The organism is Brevibacillus massiliensis (assembly GCF_000311785.1).
In the GTDB taxonomy this organism is placed as follows: domain Bacteria; phylum Bacillota; class Bacilli; order Brevibacillales; family Brevibacillaceae; genus Brevibacillus_C; species Brevibacillus_C massiliensis.
This window is the reverse complement of sequence record NZ_HE978537.1, coordinates 222,010-238,777: the sequence shown is the minus strand read 5'-3', so window position 1 is coordinate 238,777 and position 16,768 is coordinate 222,010. Positions and strand designations below refer to the sequence as shown.

Genomic DNA, 16,768 nt, shown 5'->3' with positions numbered 1-16,768 from the left:
GATGTCCAGACAAATCCTTCCAGAGATCTAGGTACATTGTACTTTTTTTTGAAAAACCATCATGAGAAAAAAGGGAATGATTGTCCTGTGTGGAATAGAATATGCAGGTGTTGCAGAGATAGTCAAGTTTTGATGGAGGAGGTGTCACTGGTTTGGTGAGTAACCATAACGAACTTATTGTCAGCTTAGACATCGGGACGTCCAAGGTTCGCGTCATTATCGGCGAAATCGGGACTGGCTCGATCAACATCATCGGTGTAGGACAAGCCTACTCCGAAGGGATCAAAAAAGGGGCTATTGTTGATATCGACCAAACCGTGCATGCCATCCGGGAAGCCGTCGATCACGCCGAGCGCATGGTAGGCGTTTCAATCGAAAACGTGTTTGTCGGGATCACCGGCAACCATATCGAATTGTTTGAAACTCAAGGTGTCGTAGCTGTTTCCAGTGAAGACAGGGAGATAAGGGATGAAGATATCGAGCGGGTGATACAAGCGGCAAAAGTCGTTGCTTTTCCGCCCGACCGCGAAATAATCGAAGTCGTACCCAAGGAGTTTATCGTTGACGGTCTGGGAAGCATTAAGGACCCGCGCGGGATGATTGGCGTCCGCTTGGAGATGGAAGGCACGATTGTGACCGGTTCCAAAACGGTCATACACAACATTGTACGCTGTGTAGAGCGCGCCAACCTGCGAGTTGCCGGGATCTTTTTGCAGCCATTGGCAGCAAGTCAGGTCGCCTTGACCAAAGACGACAAAAACCTGGGCGTGGTCCTGGTCGACATCGGCGCAGGCTCCACGACTGTCGCTGTATTTGAGCAGGGACAACTGGTCGCGACTTCCTGCATCGGCATCGGCGGCGATCACATCACCAACGACATTGCCCTCGGGCTGAGAACCCATACAGACGTTGCCGAAAAGATCAAGGTAAAGCACGGCTGCGCGCTTGTTGACGAGGCATCCGAAGAAGAGCGGTTCAAGGTGACCCGGATTGGCAGCGAAGTGGAAAAGCAGTTCACACAGGTGGATCTGGCCAACATCATCGAGCCGCGCGCTGTGGAAATTTTTGCGCTGATCGAAGAGGAAGTGTACCGCATGGGCTTCCACGAGGACGTCGCAGGCGGGTATGTATTGACAGGCGGAACCGTTTCGATGCCGGGGATGCTGGAGCTGGCCAAAGAGGAATTGGACGCTCCTGTCCGCATCGCGATCCCCAATTACATAGGAGTCCGCGATCCCGCTTACACGACCGGAGTGGGGTTGATTCAATACGCCACTTCTTTTGTCGAACGAAAGAGCGGCCGCGCGCCTGCTGCCGTCAAGCCAAATGCGAAGCCTGCCGCTCCCAAGCAGAAGGATTCAGGCAATTTTATGGAGCGGGTAAAGAATTGGTTTAGCGAGTTTATTTAGTGGTTAACGATCCATTCAGAAATACGAAACAAGGGCGCCCTCAAGGAATTATCGTGGGCAGATGCTCCTTCAGCGTGTAGCAAAGATGAGGAGGAACAGGCAAGATGCTGGAATTTGACTTAGAGATGGAACAATTTGCCCGAATTAAAGTTATCGGTTGCGGCGGCGGCGGGAGCAATGCAGTAAACCGCATGATCGCTGCTGGCGTCAGGGGAGTAGAATTTATTACCGTCAACACGGATGCTCAAGCTCTTCACCTGTCCAGTGCCGAGTCGAAACTGCAGATCGGCGAGAAGCTGACTCGCGGTTTGGGAGCCGGAGCCAACCCGGAAGTGGGAAAAAAAGCGGCGGAAGAAAGCCGCGAAATGATCGAACACGCCCTGCGGGGTGCCGACATGGTCTTTGTCACGGCCGGAATGGGCGGAGGCACGGGTACTGGCGCTGCTCCTGTCATCGCAGAAATCGCCAAAGAACTGGGTGCCCTGACCGTAGGTGTAGTCACGCGCCCGTTCTCCTTTGAGGGCCGCAAGCGCTCGCTGCAAGCGGAGAGCGGGATTGCCAGTCTGAAAGAAAAAGTGGATACACTCATCGTCATTCCCAATGACCGCATTCTGGAGATTGTCGATAAAAACACGCCGATGCTCGAAGCGTTCCGCGAGGCGGACAACGTGCTGCGCCAAGGTGTCCAAGGCATATCCGAATTGATCGCCGTGCCTGGCTTGATCAACCTCGACTTCGCCGACGTGAAGACGATTATGACCGAACGCGGTTCCGCGCTGATGGGGATCGGTATCGGCAGCGGGGAAAACCGCGCTGCGGAAGCTGCCCGCCGGGCCATCTCCAGCCCGCTGCTGGAGACTTCGATTGACGGAGCCCGCGGTGTCTTGATGAACATTACGGGCGGTACGAATTTAAGCTTGTACGAGGTAAACGAAGCGGCCGATATCGTTTCGTCTGCTGCCGACCTCGACGTCAACATGATTTTTGGCGCAGTGATCAACGAGGATCTGAAAAACGAGATCGTCGTTACGGTCATCGCGACCGGCTTTGAAGAGAAGCAGCAGCAGCAAAGCGCCGCAGAACGCCGTCCTGCGGCAGGCAGCATCCGTCCGGCACAGCAGCAGTCGTCTGCTGCGCCAACCGCCAGAAGCCGCGAAGAAGAAGTCGAGAAGTCCGTATTTTCGATGAGCAATCTCGACAATCTGGACATTCCCGCCTTCCTGCGCAACCGCCGCAGAAACAAGAAGTAATCCGGATCGTGCAATCGATCGGCGAAAACAGCTTATCCTGCCGGGATAGGCTGTTTTTTTATCCTCTCCTTTCTACAAAAAAAGTACGGGTAAGCTGTCAAGATGTGACAGACTTTGAATAAACATTGATATATACTGTCCTTGCCGGACGGGGGTGAGGATGATGGTTGTCTACCTCGATATCATTTTACTCCTCAATTTTGCGATCGATGTTTTATTGTTGTGGTTTACCGCCTTCTTCCGCAAAGAAAAAATCGTCTGGTGGAGATTGGCTGCAGCGGCGGCGTTCGGAACTGCCTATGTCGCCTTTTACTTTTTGCCCGAGTTCGCCGGGTTGTTTCAATGGGCGGTCAAGCTGTCTTTCTCCACAGCGATGATGTGGATCGCCTTTGGTTTTCGCAGGCTGCTCACCTTTCTGCAAAACCTCTGCATTTTTTATTTTGTCGCCTTTGTTTTCGGTGGAGGGGTTTATGGACTGCATTACCTTTTGTCCTCGCAGAGTGAAGTGGTAGGCGGGATATTGGCGGTGCACAGCGACAGCTTTGGAGTCGGCTCCAAGCCGACGGTGATCGTGGTACTGTCCGGTTTTGTCTTGGTCTACTTTCTCAGCCGGCGGAGCTATCATGCCATCTCGGAACCGAAGCGGTTGGAAGCCTTCCACGTGGAAGTGGCGGCCAAGGTGGCCGGGGAAAGCGTGATCTGCCGGGGATTGGTCGACACGGGCAACCAGCTCTACGAGCCGATCACGCGGATACCCGTAACGATTATGGAGGCCCGTTTGTTCGCCCGCCTGCTGCCTGCCGAATTGGCCAGTCTGGTCGCCCGGGAGGAGAAGCTGGACAGTCTCGAGCAGATCATTCCCGAGCTGCCGCAAGAGTGGCAGAACAGGCTGCGGCTGGTTCCTTTTCGCAGCGTATCGCGCGGTATGGATTTTCTTGTCGCAATCAAGCCGGAGACGTTCGTCGTCAGGCAAAACGGCAGACGCTTTGAAAGCCAGAAGGTTCTCATCGGACTGAACCCGATCCCGCTGGCCGCCAACGGTAACTACCAGGCCATTGTTCATCCCGCTCTTTTGCAGGCTGCTGCAGAAGAGGAGTCTAAACCTTTTGAACAGGAGGGCTAGCAATGTACGTAAAAATTCGTCTATCTGTCCAATTATTCTGGTACCGTCTTTTATTGCTGCTGGGTGTCCGTGGAGAAGAGATCTACTACATCGGCGGCAGTGAAGCCCTGCCACCCCCTCTGACGCGAGAAGAAGAAGAAATTCTGCTCGCTCGCCTTCCATCTGGCGATGTAGCCGTACGCAGCATGCTGATCGAGCGAAATCTCCGGCTGGTTGTCTATATCGCCCGAAAGTTTGAAAACACCGGGATCAATATCGAGGACCTGGTCAGCATCGGGACGATCGGCCTGATCAAAGCGGTCAATACGTTTGATCCCGAGAAGAACATCAAGCTGGCGACGTATGCATCGCGCTGCATCGAAAATGAGATTTTGATGTACCTGCGGCGGAACAATAAGATCCGATCTGAAGTCTCCTTTGACGAACCGCTCAACATCGACTGGGACGGAAATGAGCTGCTGCTGTCCGATGTTTTGGGGACGGAGAACGATACGATCTATCGCAATATTGAAGACCAGGTGGATCGAAAACTGTTGAAAAAGGCGTTGGATAAGCTTACCGAACGGGAGCGGACGATCATGGAGCTGCGCTTCGGCCTCTCCGGCGAAGAGGAGAAGACCCAGAAGGACGTGGCGGATCTGTTGGGCATCTCCCAGTCGTACATTTCCCGGCTTGAAAAGCGAATTATCAAGCGTTTGCGAAAAGAATTCAACAAGATGGTGTAACGCATAAATTCCCAACTCGGGGAGATACTGTTCCTAGACCGTACCAGAAAGTGGATGTCCGCTTTGCGGACCCCTCCACTCGGCAGCTTAGGCGCCCGCCACGCGGCCTTTCGACATCCGGAATAGGAACTTTTGCTTCTCCAAGGAGGGAATGACGTGACGCGCAACAAGGTAGAGATCTGTGGAGTAGACACCTCAAAGCTTCCCGTACTGACCAATAAGGAGATGCGGGAACTCTTCGTGCGATTGCAAGGTGGCGAGTATTCCGCGCGTGAAAAGCTGGTGAACGGCAATTTGCGGCTCGTCCTCAGCGTCATCCAGCGCTTTAACAACCGGGGGGAATACGTCGACGACTTGTTTCAAGTTGGCTGCATTGGCTTGATGAAGGCCATCGACAATTTTGATCTGGGGCAGAATGTCAAATTTTCCACGTATGCTGTACCGATGATCATCGGGGAAATCCGCCGCTACCTGCGCGACAACAACCCGATTCGCGTCTCGCGCTCCCTTCGCGACATCGCCTACAAAGCCCTTCAGGTACGGGACAACCTGACGAACAAGCACTCTCGGGAACCGACGATCATGGAGATATCAGAAGAGCTGAACGTCCCCAAAGAAGACGTCGTATTCGCACTTGACGCGATCCAGGACCCCGTCTCGCTCTTTGAGCCTATTTATCAGGACGGCGGCGATCCGATCTACGTCATGGACCAGATCAGCGACGAGAAGAACAAGGACGTCTTGTGGGTAGAAGAAATCGCCCTCAGGGAGGGCATGCAGCGGCTCGGAGAAAGGGAAAAAATGATCTTATCCATGCGCTTTTACGAAGGGAAAACACAGATGGAAGTAGCGGAGGAGATCGGTATTTCACAGGCACAGGTCTCCCGGCTGGAAAAGGCGGCCATCGCCCACATGCAAAAACACGTGCAAATCTAGCCATTGCAAAAGAGCTTCCTGCCAGGCGGGAGCTTTTGTTTTTCTTTCTGCATCAGGGCAGAAAGATGGCCTTGCCGGTCTGGTTTCTTGGAGTAAAGCAGCGGCCGGCAACATATACATGGTGTATGGAGGATAAAAAGTGGGTGAGCGGTATGGTGAAAATATCGGAATTTCAGACGAAAGAGGTCGTCAACATCCTGGACGGCAAACGTCTGGGACAGATATCCGACCTGGAGATTGACCTTCGGCAGGGCCGCGTCGAAGCGATTATCATCCCCGGTCCGGGAAAGTTCCTCGGTCTGTTCAGCTCTGGAAACGACTATGTGATCCCCTGGAGAAACATTGTGAAAATAGGCAAAGACGTTGTTCTGGTGCGGCTGGAGGAGGCTCTCCGGCTGGAGGCAAAACAGGAGGATGATTACCGTGCATAAGGATGCGACGTCACAAAGGGCCCGAGCTGCAGATGCAGCCTCGGGCCTCTTCGCCATAGGGTGGTACTTTTGTACGTGTTGCGGCTTTGGACGAAACTGGGTAAGATGAGAATAGCTAAGAACATGCCGGGAGGGTTGTCTAGTTGGAATCATTTGTCAGGTCTGAGCATACCCATACGCTGCACCTGCGCGAATGGGAGGCAATGTATCCCGGTTTATGCGCGGGTTTCACGCTTCGGACAGGCGGCCATAGCCGACCTCCGTTTTCCTCCCAAAATCACGGTTTGCACGTGGGGGACGATCCGGCTGAGGTTGTCGCCAACAGGCGTCTTTTGACGAAGCGGCTGGGGTTTCCTTTTTCATCCTGGACCTGCGGGGATCAGGTGCACGGCACGAAGATTTGCCGGGTAACGGCAGACAGACGGGGAGCGGGAAGAGAACAGCTGCAGGAGGCGATTCCCGCAGCAGACGGATTACATACAGACCTGTCTGATGTCCTGCTCACATCCTTTTATGCCGATTGTGTCCCGCTGTACTTTCTCGATCCAAAGTCCAGTGCGGTCGGCCTTGCACATGCAGGCTGGAAGGGCACGGTAGGGAAGATTTCCTCGGAAATGGTCAAGGCTTTTGCAAGAGAGTACGGCTCAGATCCGTCCAAGCTGCTGGTGGCAATCGGTCCTGCGATCGGCGGGTGCTGCTACCAGGTGGACGGGCGAATCGTAATACAGGTACAGGCCGCAACCGCGCGCTGGAGCGCGGCGGTGGTTCCGGATAAAGTGGAAGATCGTTATCTGCTCGATTTGCCGCTCCTCAATGAGCTGATCCTCGAGGAGGCGGGTGTGGCAAAAGAGCGGATTTTACGCACGGAGTGGTGTACGAACTGTCGTAAAGATTTGTTTTTCTCCCATCGCGGAGAAGCGGGCAAGACCGGCCGGATGGCGTCGTTCATCGGTTGGCGAGCGGAAGGAGATGTTTCCTAGGATGGAGCAACTTGTGACGAAAGAGATGGTGCAAAACCGCCTGAAGGAGATTGAGCAGCGGATTGAGGCAGCATGCAGGCGCAGCGGCCGAAACCGGGAAGACGTGAAAATCATCGCCGTCACCAAGTACGTCGACGCCGCAGCTGTAGGGGAAATCCTGGCCGCAGGCGTCGGGCATATCGGCGAGAATCGGGTGCAGGACGCTTTGCCGAAGTGGCAGCGATTTGGCGAAACGGGAACCTGGCATTTTATTGGCCATCTGCAGACCAACAAGGTAAAAGAAGTGGTAGGCCGGTTTGACTACATCCATTCGCTGGATCGAATGTCCCTGGCGGAGGAGATCGAAAAACGGGCAGCTGCCTTGGATATTGTCGTTCCCTGCTTCCTACAGATCAATATTTCCGGCGAAGAGACAAAATTTGGGCTAAATCCGGGTGATGTCTTGGCTTTTGCCGAGGAAACCAGTAATATGAAACATATAAGAATTGCCGGACTGATGACAATGGCTCCTCAGGTCGAAAATGCGGAAGCGGCCCGGCCTGTCTTTCGCGGCCTTGCGGAATGGCAAAAACGCTTACAAGCCCTGAAGCTGCCTCATGTGACCGTTGAAGAACTGTCGATGGGAATGTCCGGGGATTTTGAAGTAGCGATTGAAGAAGGAGCGACGTTTGTGCGCCTGGGCTCCATTTTGGTGCGCCCCTGACAAACCTCGGGGCAGATGGGAGGATGAAGCAGACGATGGGAGTTATGAATAAAATCATGGGCTTTTTCGGCTTGGATCAAGAAGAGCTGATTGAAGAGACGATCGAGGAACAGCGCGAGAAGGAGGAGGTCCTCTCCAAGCGGCAGCAGCCGGTAAAAAACAACGTGGTCAGCCTGCACGCAGCCCGGGAGCAGACGGGAATCCGCCTGATGCTGTTTGAGCCGCGCCACTACAGTGATGCACAGGACATAGCGGACAACCTGCGCAACCGCCGGCCTGTCGTCATCAATTTGCAGCGGGTAGAGAAGGAACAAGCGAAGCGGATTGTCGATTTTTTAAGCGGAACGGTGTACGCGCTGAACGGCGACATCCAAAAGGTGGGGGATCACATTTTTGTCTGCACGCCGGAAAACGTCGACATCCAGGGAACGATTTCCGGTGTCATTGAAGAGTAACTACCGACTTTGAGGTGATTTATGTCCAGCTTAATTTATGTCATTAACTTTGCTTTTCAGGTGTACCAGTTTATGGTGATTGCCTACGTGCTGATGTCGTGGGTTCCTCAGATGCGCGAAACCCAGATCGGTCAATTGTTGGAACGGTTGGTTGAACCGTATCTGGCGCCGTTTCGCCGGTTTATTCCACCGCTTGGTTTTATTGACATTTCCCCGATTGTCGCTTTGATTGCTTTGACGTTTGCCCGTTACGGTGTGCTGACCTTGCTGGGAATGATTACGGGATACCGTTTCGTGTGAGGAAGTCAGATGGGATTATACGATCATTTTCGCAAAGAGGAGTTGCCTTTTGTCGAACGGTCGCTGGAAATATTGGGACAGGTGGAGCGTACACATATAGTACGTCTGACCGATTTCCTCGATCCGCGGCAGTTTGCGATCCTGAGAAGCCTCACTTCACAGGTGAGAGACGTGAAGGTGGAAGGGAACGGCGGTTACCCTGAGGCTGAACGAGTACGCGCACTGGTTTTCCCTGAGTACATCACTCCCGCTGCGGAGGATTTCGGGCTCGCGCTCGTCGAGATAAAGGGGGATCAGCGCTTCGTGAAGCTGCAGCATCGGGACGTGATGGGGGCACTCCTTCATATTGGGCTGAAACGAGAAAAATTTGGCGATATCCTGCTGGACGAGTTGGGCTGCCAAACCGTGATCGCCAAGGAAATCGTGGAGTTTGCCCGCTCGCAAGTCACGCAGATTCACCGCATCCCGGTCGAACTCGTCAGCGTCCCCTGGACACAGCTGCGGCCGCCGGTCAGAAACCTCGCCGAGAGGAGCATCACCGTGGCATCGCCGCGGCTTGACGCGGTGCTTGGGGAGGTCTATCACCTGTCGCGGGCCAAAGCGCTTGTTCCCATCCGGGGAGGAAAGGTGAAAGTAAACTGGAAGGTGGTTGATGATCCGTCTCATCTCGTTCAAGCCGGCGATGTGCTGTCACTTGCAGGCATGGGCCGCTGCAAGGTTTTGGACGTATCCGGCACAACCCGGAGCGGACGCATTCGCTTGACAGTCGGCGTCTTCATCTAGCCTGGGAGGATGCGAAAAAAATGCAAAAAAAGCAGGAAAGTCTTGACTCCTGTCGAAATTCTATGAAAAAACCATTTTGATAAAAGGGTGAAGAGGGGTGTTCTTGTGCCTTTGACTCCGTTAGACATACACAACAAAGAATTCAGTACCGGTTTTCGCGGGTACAACGTAGATGAAGTCAACGAGTTTCTCGATCAGGTCATCAAAGACTTTGAACTGTTGACCAAGGAAAAGAAAGAGTTGGAGGAGCGGATTGCCCTCTTAAATGAGCGGGTCGAGCATTATAAGAGCATGGAGGAGAATCTCAGCAAATCCATCTTGGTGGCCCAAGAGACGGCTGAAGAAGTCAAAGCAAACGCCCGCAAGGAGAGCCAGCTCATTTTAAAGGAAGCGGAAAAAAACGCGGATCGGATCGTCAACGAAGCGTTGGCCAAGTCGCGCAAGGTGGCGATTGAGATAGAAGATTTGAAAAAACGGGCATCCGTCTACCGGATGCGTTTTCGCACGCTGCTCGAAGCGCAGTTGGAGATGCTGGAAAACGGCGACTGGGACGATCTTGAAGAGGCGAATGCCAGCCTCTCGGAAACATAAGAGCTTGATTTTCTGTTAAAAATGGTGTTATAATTTATAGCAAACTTTTTATTTGACGATGAACGGGACGAGTAGGCAGAGAAGGCTGCCAAGAGAGTCAGGGGGAGCTGCGAACCTGATCAGTACACTTTGCCGAAAATCACCCGGGAGTTCATATCCGAACGCTGGGCGCCGTAGGGCCTGGCCAGTAGGTGAGCGGGTCATTCTCGTTACGAATGCTTTAAGTGGATCAAGTCTTTGATTCAATAGGGTGGTACCACGGGAGCCTTTCTCGTCCCTAAGGGGATGGGGGAGGCTTTTTTGTTCCAATACAGCAAATAGTAGGAGTGACAGTGATGAGTATCGACTATAGCAAAACATTGAACTTGCCCAAAACGGAATTCCCGATGCGCGGCAACCTGCCGAACCGTGAGCCGGAAATTCAGGCGCACTGGGATGAGCTGGACATTTACGCCAAAGTGCAGGAACGCACCAAGGGCCGCCCTTTCTTCGTTCTGCATGACGGCCCCCCGTATGCCAACGGAGACATTCACATCGGGCACGCCTTGAATAAAATTTTGAAAGACTTCATCGTTCGTTACAAGTCGATGGCCGGTTTCCACGCTCCTTACGTACCCGGCTGGGATACGCACGGGCTGCCGATCGAGCAGGCGATCATCAACGCGCAAGGTCTGGATCGCCGCAATATCGAAGTGAACGACTTCCGCAAACGTTGCGAAGAGTACGCCTGGTCGTACATCGACAAGCAGCGTTCGCAGTTTAAGCGGCTGGGAGTGCGCGGAGATTGGGCCAATCCGTATGTGACCCTGCGTCCGGAGTACGAGGCGCGGCAGATCAAAGTGTTTGGCGAAATGGCGAAAAAGGGGTACATCTACAAGGGCTTGCGCTCCGTATACTGGTCGCCGTCTTCCGAGACTGCGCTGGCCGACGCAGAGATCGAGTACAAGGACAAGCGCTCTCCGTCCATCTACGTCAATTTCATGGTAAAAGACGGCAAGGGCAAGCTGGATACGGAAACAGGCGTGGTCATCTGGACGACGACGCCGTGGACGATTCCGGCAAACCTGGCCATCTGCGTACACCCGGAACTGGAGTACAGCGTAGTCAAAGCGGACGGAGCCAAATACCTGCTCGCCTCCGGATTGGTCGAAGCCGCTGCCAAGGAAATCGGCTGGGAGTCTGTCGAAGTGCTGTCCACGATCAAAGGAGCGGAGCTGGAGGGAATCGTCACGAGCCATCCGTTCTACGATCGGGAATCGCCGCTGCTGCTCGGCGAGCACGTCACGCTTGACGCCGGTACGGGCTGTGTCCACACCGCTCCCGGACATGGGGAGGACGACTTCAACATCGGGATGAAGTACGGCATCGGCGTGCTCTGTCCGGTCGACCACGAAGGGAAGATGACCGATGAAGCGCCCGGATTTGCCGGACTGTTCTATGAAGACGCCAACAAAGCGGTAACGGAAAAGCTGAAGGAGACAGGGGCGCTGCTGAAACTGGGCTTCATCACCCACTCGTATCCGCACGACTGGCGGACGAAAAAACCGGTGATCTACCGTGCCACCGAACAGTGGTTTGCTTCCATTGACGGGTTCCGCCAGCAGCTCCTCGACGCGATCAAGGAGGTAAAGTGGATTCCCCACTGGGGCGAAACCAGGCTGGCCAACATGGTGGCCGACCGCGGCGACTGGTGCATTTCCCGCCAGCGGGTCTGGGGCGTGCCGATTCCGATCTTCTACTGCAAGTCCTGTAATGAAGCGATCATCAACGATCAGACGATTGACCACGTGTCCAAGCTGTTCCGCCAAGAAGGATCCCAGGTCTGGTTCTCCCGCGATGCTGCGGAGCTGGTACCGCAGGGGCTGACCTGTCCGAGCTGCGGAGCGAAGGAATTCCGCAAAGAGACGGATATCATGGACGTTTGGTTTGACTCCGGTTCCAGCCATGAGGCGGTTCTGGCCGAGCGCGATGATCTCGTCTGGCCGGCCGACCTCTACCTGGAAGGGTCCGACCAGTATCGCGGCTGGTTCAACTCGTCCTTGTCCACCTCTGTCGCCGTGCACGGCAAAGCTCCTTACAAGGGAGTGCTCAGCCACGGCTTTACGCTGGACGGCGAAGGCCGCAAGATGTCGAAATCACTGGGCAACGTCATCGTGCCGCAAGAGGTGGTCGACAAGCTGGGAGCGGACATCTTGCGCCTGTGGGTCGCTTCCGTCGATTACCAGGCAGACCAGCGCATCTCTGATGCGATTCTCAGCCAGATCGCCGAAGTGTACCGCAAAATCCGCAATACGTTCCGCTTTCTGCTGGGGAACCTGAACGGCTTTGATCCGGCAAAAGACCGCGTTTCCTACGAGCAGCTGAACGAACTGGACCGCTTCGTGCTGGCAAAGGCGGCCAAAGTGACGGATCGCGTGATCAAGGCTTACGACGAATACCAATTCCATACGGTCTTCCATACGGTGCACAACTTCTGTACGATCGACCTGTCCGCTTTCTACCTGGATATCTGCAAGGATCGCCTGTATGTCGAGGCGCCTGACAGCGTGAAAAGACGGGCGGCCCAGACCGTCATGTACGACGTCCTGCTGGATTTGGTCCGGCTGGTCGCCCCGATCTTGCCGCATACGGCCGATGAGGTCTGGCGCTACATTCCGGGTGTCTCCGAGGCGAGCGTACAGTTGACCGATATGCCGCGCCCTAATGAGCAGCACCTGGCGTTTGGCGCTGAGGCGGAAGTCAAGTGGAACGACTTCCTTGAGATCCGCGACGAGGTGCTGAAAGCGATGGAAGAAGCCCGCCGCCAAAAGGTGTTCGGCAACTCCGTCGACGCCAAGCTGGAGCTGTACCCGGGTGAAAAAGCGTACCAGACGCTGACGAAGATGAACGAGTTGGCTGACCTGTTTATCGTCGCCCATGTCGACCTTCACTCGCCGGCGGAGGCGGCACCCGCAGAAGCAATGGCGCTGGAAGGGATTTCTGTACGGGTCTTGCCCGCTGAAGGCGTCAAGTGTGAGCGCTGCCGGATCGTCAAACCGGATGTAGGGATCAATCCGGCACATCCTGAAGTGTGCGGCCGCTGCGCCTCGATCGTAGAAGAACATTTTGCCGACGTACAATAGTGTTTAATGCTCTGCAAAGCCTCCTCACTGGCTGAACAAATGCCAGTGGAGGAGGTTATTTTTTTATATTGATTAAAGGTTGAAGATGAAGCTGATAGTCGACGTTAATCTTCATTTGTTGCCAGTATCTTGACCACTCTTCTTTCTTAAGCGGCTTCGCAAAAGGGTGGAGGGAGAGGTTTCCTACTTGCAGAGGATCCACTTTCTCTTGTTGCATTTTCTTAAATAACGCCTTTGTGTTTTTCTCCAAATAGGATTTGATCTCGTTCGTGAGATTCGCTACTTCTTCCGGATAGAGGATATTCTTCTCACCCCGATATTCTTCAATTCTGCCGCTCAAATCTATTTTGATTGACAGTGACGAATAATTGGCATCTAATTCCATATGAACAGTTGAGCGGACACGGCCGATCGTGACGGATAACGCTGGCATAGCAAGAATCTTGACGTAGTAATCGTTGTCAAACAGTTGGAAGAGTTGATCGTCCATAGTTTTGATGGTCGCTGCTAGTTTGTCATTTCTGAAAAAAGCGGTTCCCTCGTAAGTGAAACTGCTTTTGTTGGCCTTGAAGACTGGTAATATCGGATCGGAAAATCGGGAGTATAACTTTTTCATAAATTGGTGCAGATTGACGATCGTCATTTCACCTTGATAATGTTTTTCGTAGTGTTTCAACATGGCATAAAGAAAATAATCAAGGCTTGGCTGCGCATTCAATTGATTCCTTATGTAGTCTTCGAAATTTCCTCTTACAACTGCCAGATAAAGACGTTGAGAAAGTTCAGGGTCTGTCAACAAGGTATTAATCAACGAAATGACTCCCTGTTTCGCAAGTTCTTCGCTGATGAGCAACATGCGAGTTTGTCCGGCTTTCAATTCACGGTAATTGATTAAATTGAATTGCTTGATCCCTTGCTTCACAAGTTCAACCTGTAGCGTGAGCAGACGCTTTTTTTCTTTGACCAGAGGCGGCACCAACGTGCTGATTTTTAGCTTTCCTTCTCCACCACTGCTTACATACCAAAAAGTCACTGGGGCGATCTCTTCGATTGTATTGTTCTCCACAAACGGAGAACACCCCGTGGTTAACACAATACTAAAGAAGAAGGCCAATAACACTGCCCGTTTCCTATGCACCATATTAGACAGCTCCCTTTCGTTTAATCGCCAACAGAAGAAATACCGGAATGAGGGAGTAGGTGAATGCTCCCAACCACATCTGTAAGGTCACCCAGAAGTTTTCTCTCGCGGTCGCATTCCAAAACCACTTATCTACAATGAACATACAAATAAGTATCACGAGACAAGCTGACACATATCCGGTTCGGGTGGTCTGTTTATGCAATCTTCCCAAGATAATTCGAACAGCCCCATAGAAGCATAACAACAAGATGGCAATAGCAAACACGTAATTAAACATATGTATGGAGAGCAAAATCGTATCAATCCGCTCAATTACGGGAGACTGCAGGTAACGGCCCATATGAACCACGGGAAAATTGATTGCGTTCAAGTAATGGGGACCAAAAAACAATAACGATGCTACGAACAAATACACATATTCAAAGACGGTAATGGCATTCGCCAAAGTTAAATATTTTCGTATCTTTTGTTGTGGGCTTAACCATGTAGTCAAACATATTAAATATTCCGGTCCTGAAAAAGATGACCATAAGGCCAGCCACGATTTCCAAGGGCCTATGGACCAGTCTGTTGGGACCAGGGGATATAAATCGTAAAGCGAAGCTTCCGGCGGAAAGAATAAAGGAAGGAACAGCAGAATGATCCAAGCCCCGCTTAAAAAGGCGATCATAACAAAACGGATTGTATTCGCCATCCCTTTAGCGGCAACATAACAGCCCACCAGGAATATGGATAAAATCAGCCATTTGTTATCCATAGAGGGAAATATAAATGTATGGACCATTTGGACATAACCTAGTGTGTTTACGACGATATTGAGTAATATGGGGAACAACCCGGCAATGACAAATAAACGAACCGTCCTCTCACCGAAAAGCTCCACAAACCCGTTGTAACCCTTTGCAGCAAAATCGGAAGAAAACCATTTCGATAGAATCAGCAGATTAAGCTGTGACAGAATTCCTATTGCGATAATTCCCCAAATCATGTAGGAATGTACCAAATACATAGGCAAGATCAGAATAGTGAATAGGATTTGCAACCTGTTCACCATGAATACAACATAAACGCCGCTATAGGTAGATGAACTTGCAAATGTTGCCATGTAATCATCTCCTTCGGTTGGACCGCCATTTCTGAAGGGGAGACACATACTCAGGGCGCGTTTTCATCCAAAGCAGGGGACCTCGAATGAAAAGATCTATCCAATCTTTTCTATAAAATGGAGTTACAGGAGCAAAATACGGTTGCTTGAGAGAAGTAAGTCCATTTAAGTGAGCGAGAACTGCTATTCCCCCCAGTGCTATTCCAAAAACCCCCAGAATAGCCGAAAGTACAAGGAAAAAAAATTGAATGAGCGTGCTGGATTTGGTCACTTCGTAATTGGGGACCAAAAATGAAGCGATGGCGGAAATACCAACCAGAACAATTAACACTTTACTGGCGAACCCGGCTGCAACCGTAGCTTGACCAATGACAATACCGCCTATCACTCCCAATGTTTGACCTGATTTTGTCGGCATTCTCAGACTTGCTTCTTTTATGACCTCTAATGTCATCAGCATTAGGAACGCTTCCCAAAAGGGAGTAAAGGGAAGCTTGCTCCTGGATTCCAGTAAAACCGAAATAATTTCCAGTGGAATCATCTGATAGTGATGTGTTGTTAACGCTACATAGAGAGGGATCAGTGTCACCGCAAGAACAAAGCTGAGATATCGAATACAACGAAAAAAGCTGGCAACGATCCAGCGAAGAAAGTAATCTTCGGGAGACTGAAAAAGATTAAAAAATGTGATCGGAGCAATTAAGGCATATGGCGTATTGTCTACCAAAAAAATTAGTTTACCCAAGCCCAATGAGTATGCGCAGGCATCCGGGCGGTCGGTTTCTTGAAACTGTGGAAAGATGCTGTGTATATGATCTTCCATAAAAAAGGCAACCTCGGACGAATCAAGAAATTGATCAAAATCAATAGCGGAGAGTTTGCTTCTCGCATTGGAAATATGATCAGGGTTGGTTAACCCTTCAATATACATGAGTACAACTGTTGTTTGACTTAGCGAACCGATTGTAAACTTCTCCGTTTTTAGGGCAGTGATTGGCAGCCGTCTGCGAATCAACGTGATATTTTTTTCAATTTGTTCACTGAAGCTGTCTCTCGCTCCGTATATGATCGTTTCCGTTGCAGATGATTCGATGCCGCGACTCAATGGATTTTCCAGATGTACCGCCCACCATTTATTCTGCGACAAATCATTCAGCAGTATGGAGCCTTGTACCAACTGTTTTTTTGCCTCCGCTACAGTGGTGATATTTGTTAGCCTGGAGGTTGCTATACATTCGTGAATCGTGTCATGAGAACAGTGGGTAAGCGGTTCCATTACGGATTCATTTAAACGTTCCTGGTCGATTAAGGTTCTGATATAAACAAGTGTTATTTTTTGGCCTGTTTTGGTTTGGCGTTGAATGATCTCTGCATCTTCCATGTTGGCTAAAAATTGTCTGAGGCCATCCAGCGTTACTGCTGTCTGGGTCGCATTCTGAGGTTTATCTTTCCGATCGTTGTTGCCACGCTTACCTTTTTTCCAGAACATAAACACCATCACCTGATGTAAGATTTTTGGTTATGTACCGTTCAAAATGATTCATCTTATTATGAACGGACTAGTTTCAGCTAATACTTGTCCACTGAAGCATAAATGCAAAAACAAGCCCTTCGGCCACAACGACAGGCCCTCCAAAAAAGCTGTGCAAAGCAAAGTTTTCGATGGAACGACTTGAGGCATACTAGCCAAATAGAACGACAAAGGAAGGTG

General features: G+C 51.6%; 16 protein-coding genes and 1 other annotated feature. Of the genes, 13 read left to right on the top strand and 3 right to left on the bottom strand.

Annotation, left to right across the window (positions count from 1 at the left end; translation table 11 throughout):
• Positions 1-152: 152 nt before the first annotated feature.
• The 13 genes from ftsA to ileS all read left to right on the top strand — a co-directional run bounded on the left by ftsA (position 153) and on the right by ileS (position 12,808).
• Entirely contained in the window at positions 153-1,409 is a 1,257-nt protein-coding gene (gene ftsA / locus HGBM_RS08625) for a cell division protein FtsA (RefSeq protein WP_019120693.1), read from the top strand.
• A gap of 104 nt (positions 1,410-1,513) precedes the next feature.
• On the top strand, positions 1,514-2,659 hold the full coding sequence (ftsZ, locus tag HGBM_RS08620; RefSeq protein WP_019120692.1) for a cell division protein FtsZ: 1,146 nt from the start codon (positions 1,514-1,516) through the stop codon (positions 2,657-2,659).
• A 163-nt stretch (positions 2,660-2,822) separates the two neighbouring features.
• Complete coding sequence (spoIIGA, locus tag HGBM_RS08615) at positions 2,823-3,782, top strand: sigma-E processing peptidase SpoIIGA (RefSeq protein WP_019120691.1); 960 nt, start codon at positions 2,823-2,825, stop codon at positions 3,780-3,782.
• A 2-nt stretch (positions 3,783-3,784) separates the two neighbouring features.
• Positions 3,785-4,507 carry an RNA polymerase sporulation sigma factor SigE gene (gene sigE, locus HGBM_RS08610; protein ID WP_019120690.1) on the top strand — a complete coding sequence of 241 codons (723 nt, stop codon included), beginning with the start codon at positions 3,785-3,787 and terminating at the stop codon, positions 4,505-4,507.
• 156 nt (positions 4,508-4,663) lie between these two features.
• Positions 4,664-5,443: an RNA polymerase sporulation sigma factor SigG gene (gene sigG / locus HGBM_RS08605; RefSeq protein WP_019120689.1), complete on the top strand. Its 780-nt coding sequence runs from the start codon at positions 4,664-4,666 to the stop codon at positions 5,441-5,443.
• Between the two features lie 152 nt (positions 5,444-5,595).
• Entirely contained in the window at positions 5,596-5,874 is a 279-nt protein-coding gene (locus tag HGBM_RS08600; RefSeq protein WP_026074287.1) for a YlmC/YmxH family sporulation protein, read from the top strand.
• Positions 5,875-6,017: 143 nt separating this feature from the next.
• On the top strand, positions 6,018-6,854 hold the full coding sequence (gene pgeF / locus HGBM_RS08595) for a peptidoglycan editing factor PgeF (protein ID WP_019120687.1): 837 nt from the start codon (positions 6,018-6,020) through the stop codon (positions 6,852-6,854).
• A 1-nt stretch (position 6,855) separates the two neighbouring features.
• The gene (locus HGBM_RS08590; protein WP_019120686.1) at positions 6,856-7,557 is read left to right on the top strand and encodes a YggS family pyridoxal phosphate-dependent enzyme; all 702 of its coding nucleotides are present in this window, start codon (positions 6,856-6,858) and stop codon (positions 7,555-7,557) included.
• A gap of 35 nt (positions 7,558-7,592) precedes the next feature.
• A complete protein-coding gene (locus HGBM_RS08585) occupies positions 7,593-8,012 on the top strand; it encodes a cell division protein SepF (protein WP_026074285.1) in 420 nt (139 codons plus the stop codon).
• Positions 8,013-8,033: 21 nt separating this feature from the next.
• Positions 8,034-8,312 carry a YggT family protein gene (locus HGBM_RS08580; protein ID WP_019120684.1) on the top strand — a complete coding sequence of 93 codons (279 nt, stop codon included), beginning with the start codon at positions 8,034-8,036 and terminating at the stop codon, positions 8,310-8,312.
• Positions 8,313-8,321: 9 nt separating this feature from the next.
• Positions 8,322-9,095 carry a YlmH family RNA-binding protein gene (locus HGBM_RS08575; protein ID WP_019120683.1) on the top strand — a complete coding sequence of 258 codons (774 nt, stop codon included), beginning with the start codon at positions 8,322-8,324 and terminating at the stop codon, positions 9,093-9,095.
• A gap of 105 nt (positions 9,096-9,200) precedes the next feature.
• Complete coding sequence (locus HGBM_RS08570; protein WP_019120682.1) at positions 9,201-9,686, top strand: DivIVA domain-containing protein; 486 nt, start codon at positions 9,201-9,203, stop codon at positions 9,684-9,686.
• Positions 9,687-9,735: 49 nt separating this feature from the next.
• Positions 9,736-9,968: a binding site (T-box leader), on the top strand.
• Between the two features lie 59 nt (positions 9,969-10,027).
• Positions 10,028-12,808: an isoleucine--tRNA ligase gene (ileS, locus tag HGBM_RS08565; RefSeq protein WP_026074284.1), complete on the top strand. Its 2,781-nt coding sequence runs from the start codon at positions 10,028-10,030 to the stop codon at positions 12,806-12,808.
• A gap of 55 nt (positions 12,809-12,863) precedes the next feature.
• Here the strand turns inward: ileS and HGBM_RS08560 are convergent, their stop codons facing one another.
• From HGBM_RS08560 to HGBM_RS08550, 3 genes are read right to left on the bottom strand one after another with little or no spacing between them, the layout of a single operon-like run.
• Positions 12,864-13,949 (bottom strand): Ger(x)C family spore germination protein, encoded by a 1,086-nt coding sequence (locus tag HGBM_RS08560; protein WP_019120680.1) that lies wholly within the window; start codon positions 13,947-13,949, stop codon positions 12,864-12,866.
• A 1-nt stretch (position 13,950) separates the two neighbouring features.
• Positions 13,951-15,057, bottom strand: coding sequence for a GerAB/ArcD/ProY family transporter (locus HGBM_RS08555; protein ID WP_019120679.1), 1,107 nt, complete (start codon positions 15,055-15,057; stop codon positions 13,951-13,953).
• 4 nt (positions 15,058-15,061) lie between these two features.
• On the bottom strand, positions 15,062-16,546 hold the full coding sequence (locus HGBM_RS08550; protein ID WP_019120678.1) for a spore germination protein: 1,485 nt from the start codon (positions 16,544-16,546) through the stop codon (positions 15,062-15,064).
• Between the last annotated feature and the right edge of the window lie 222 nt (positions 16,547-16,768).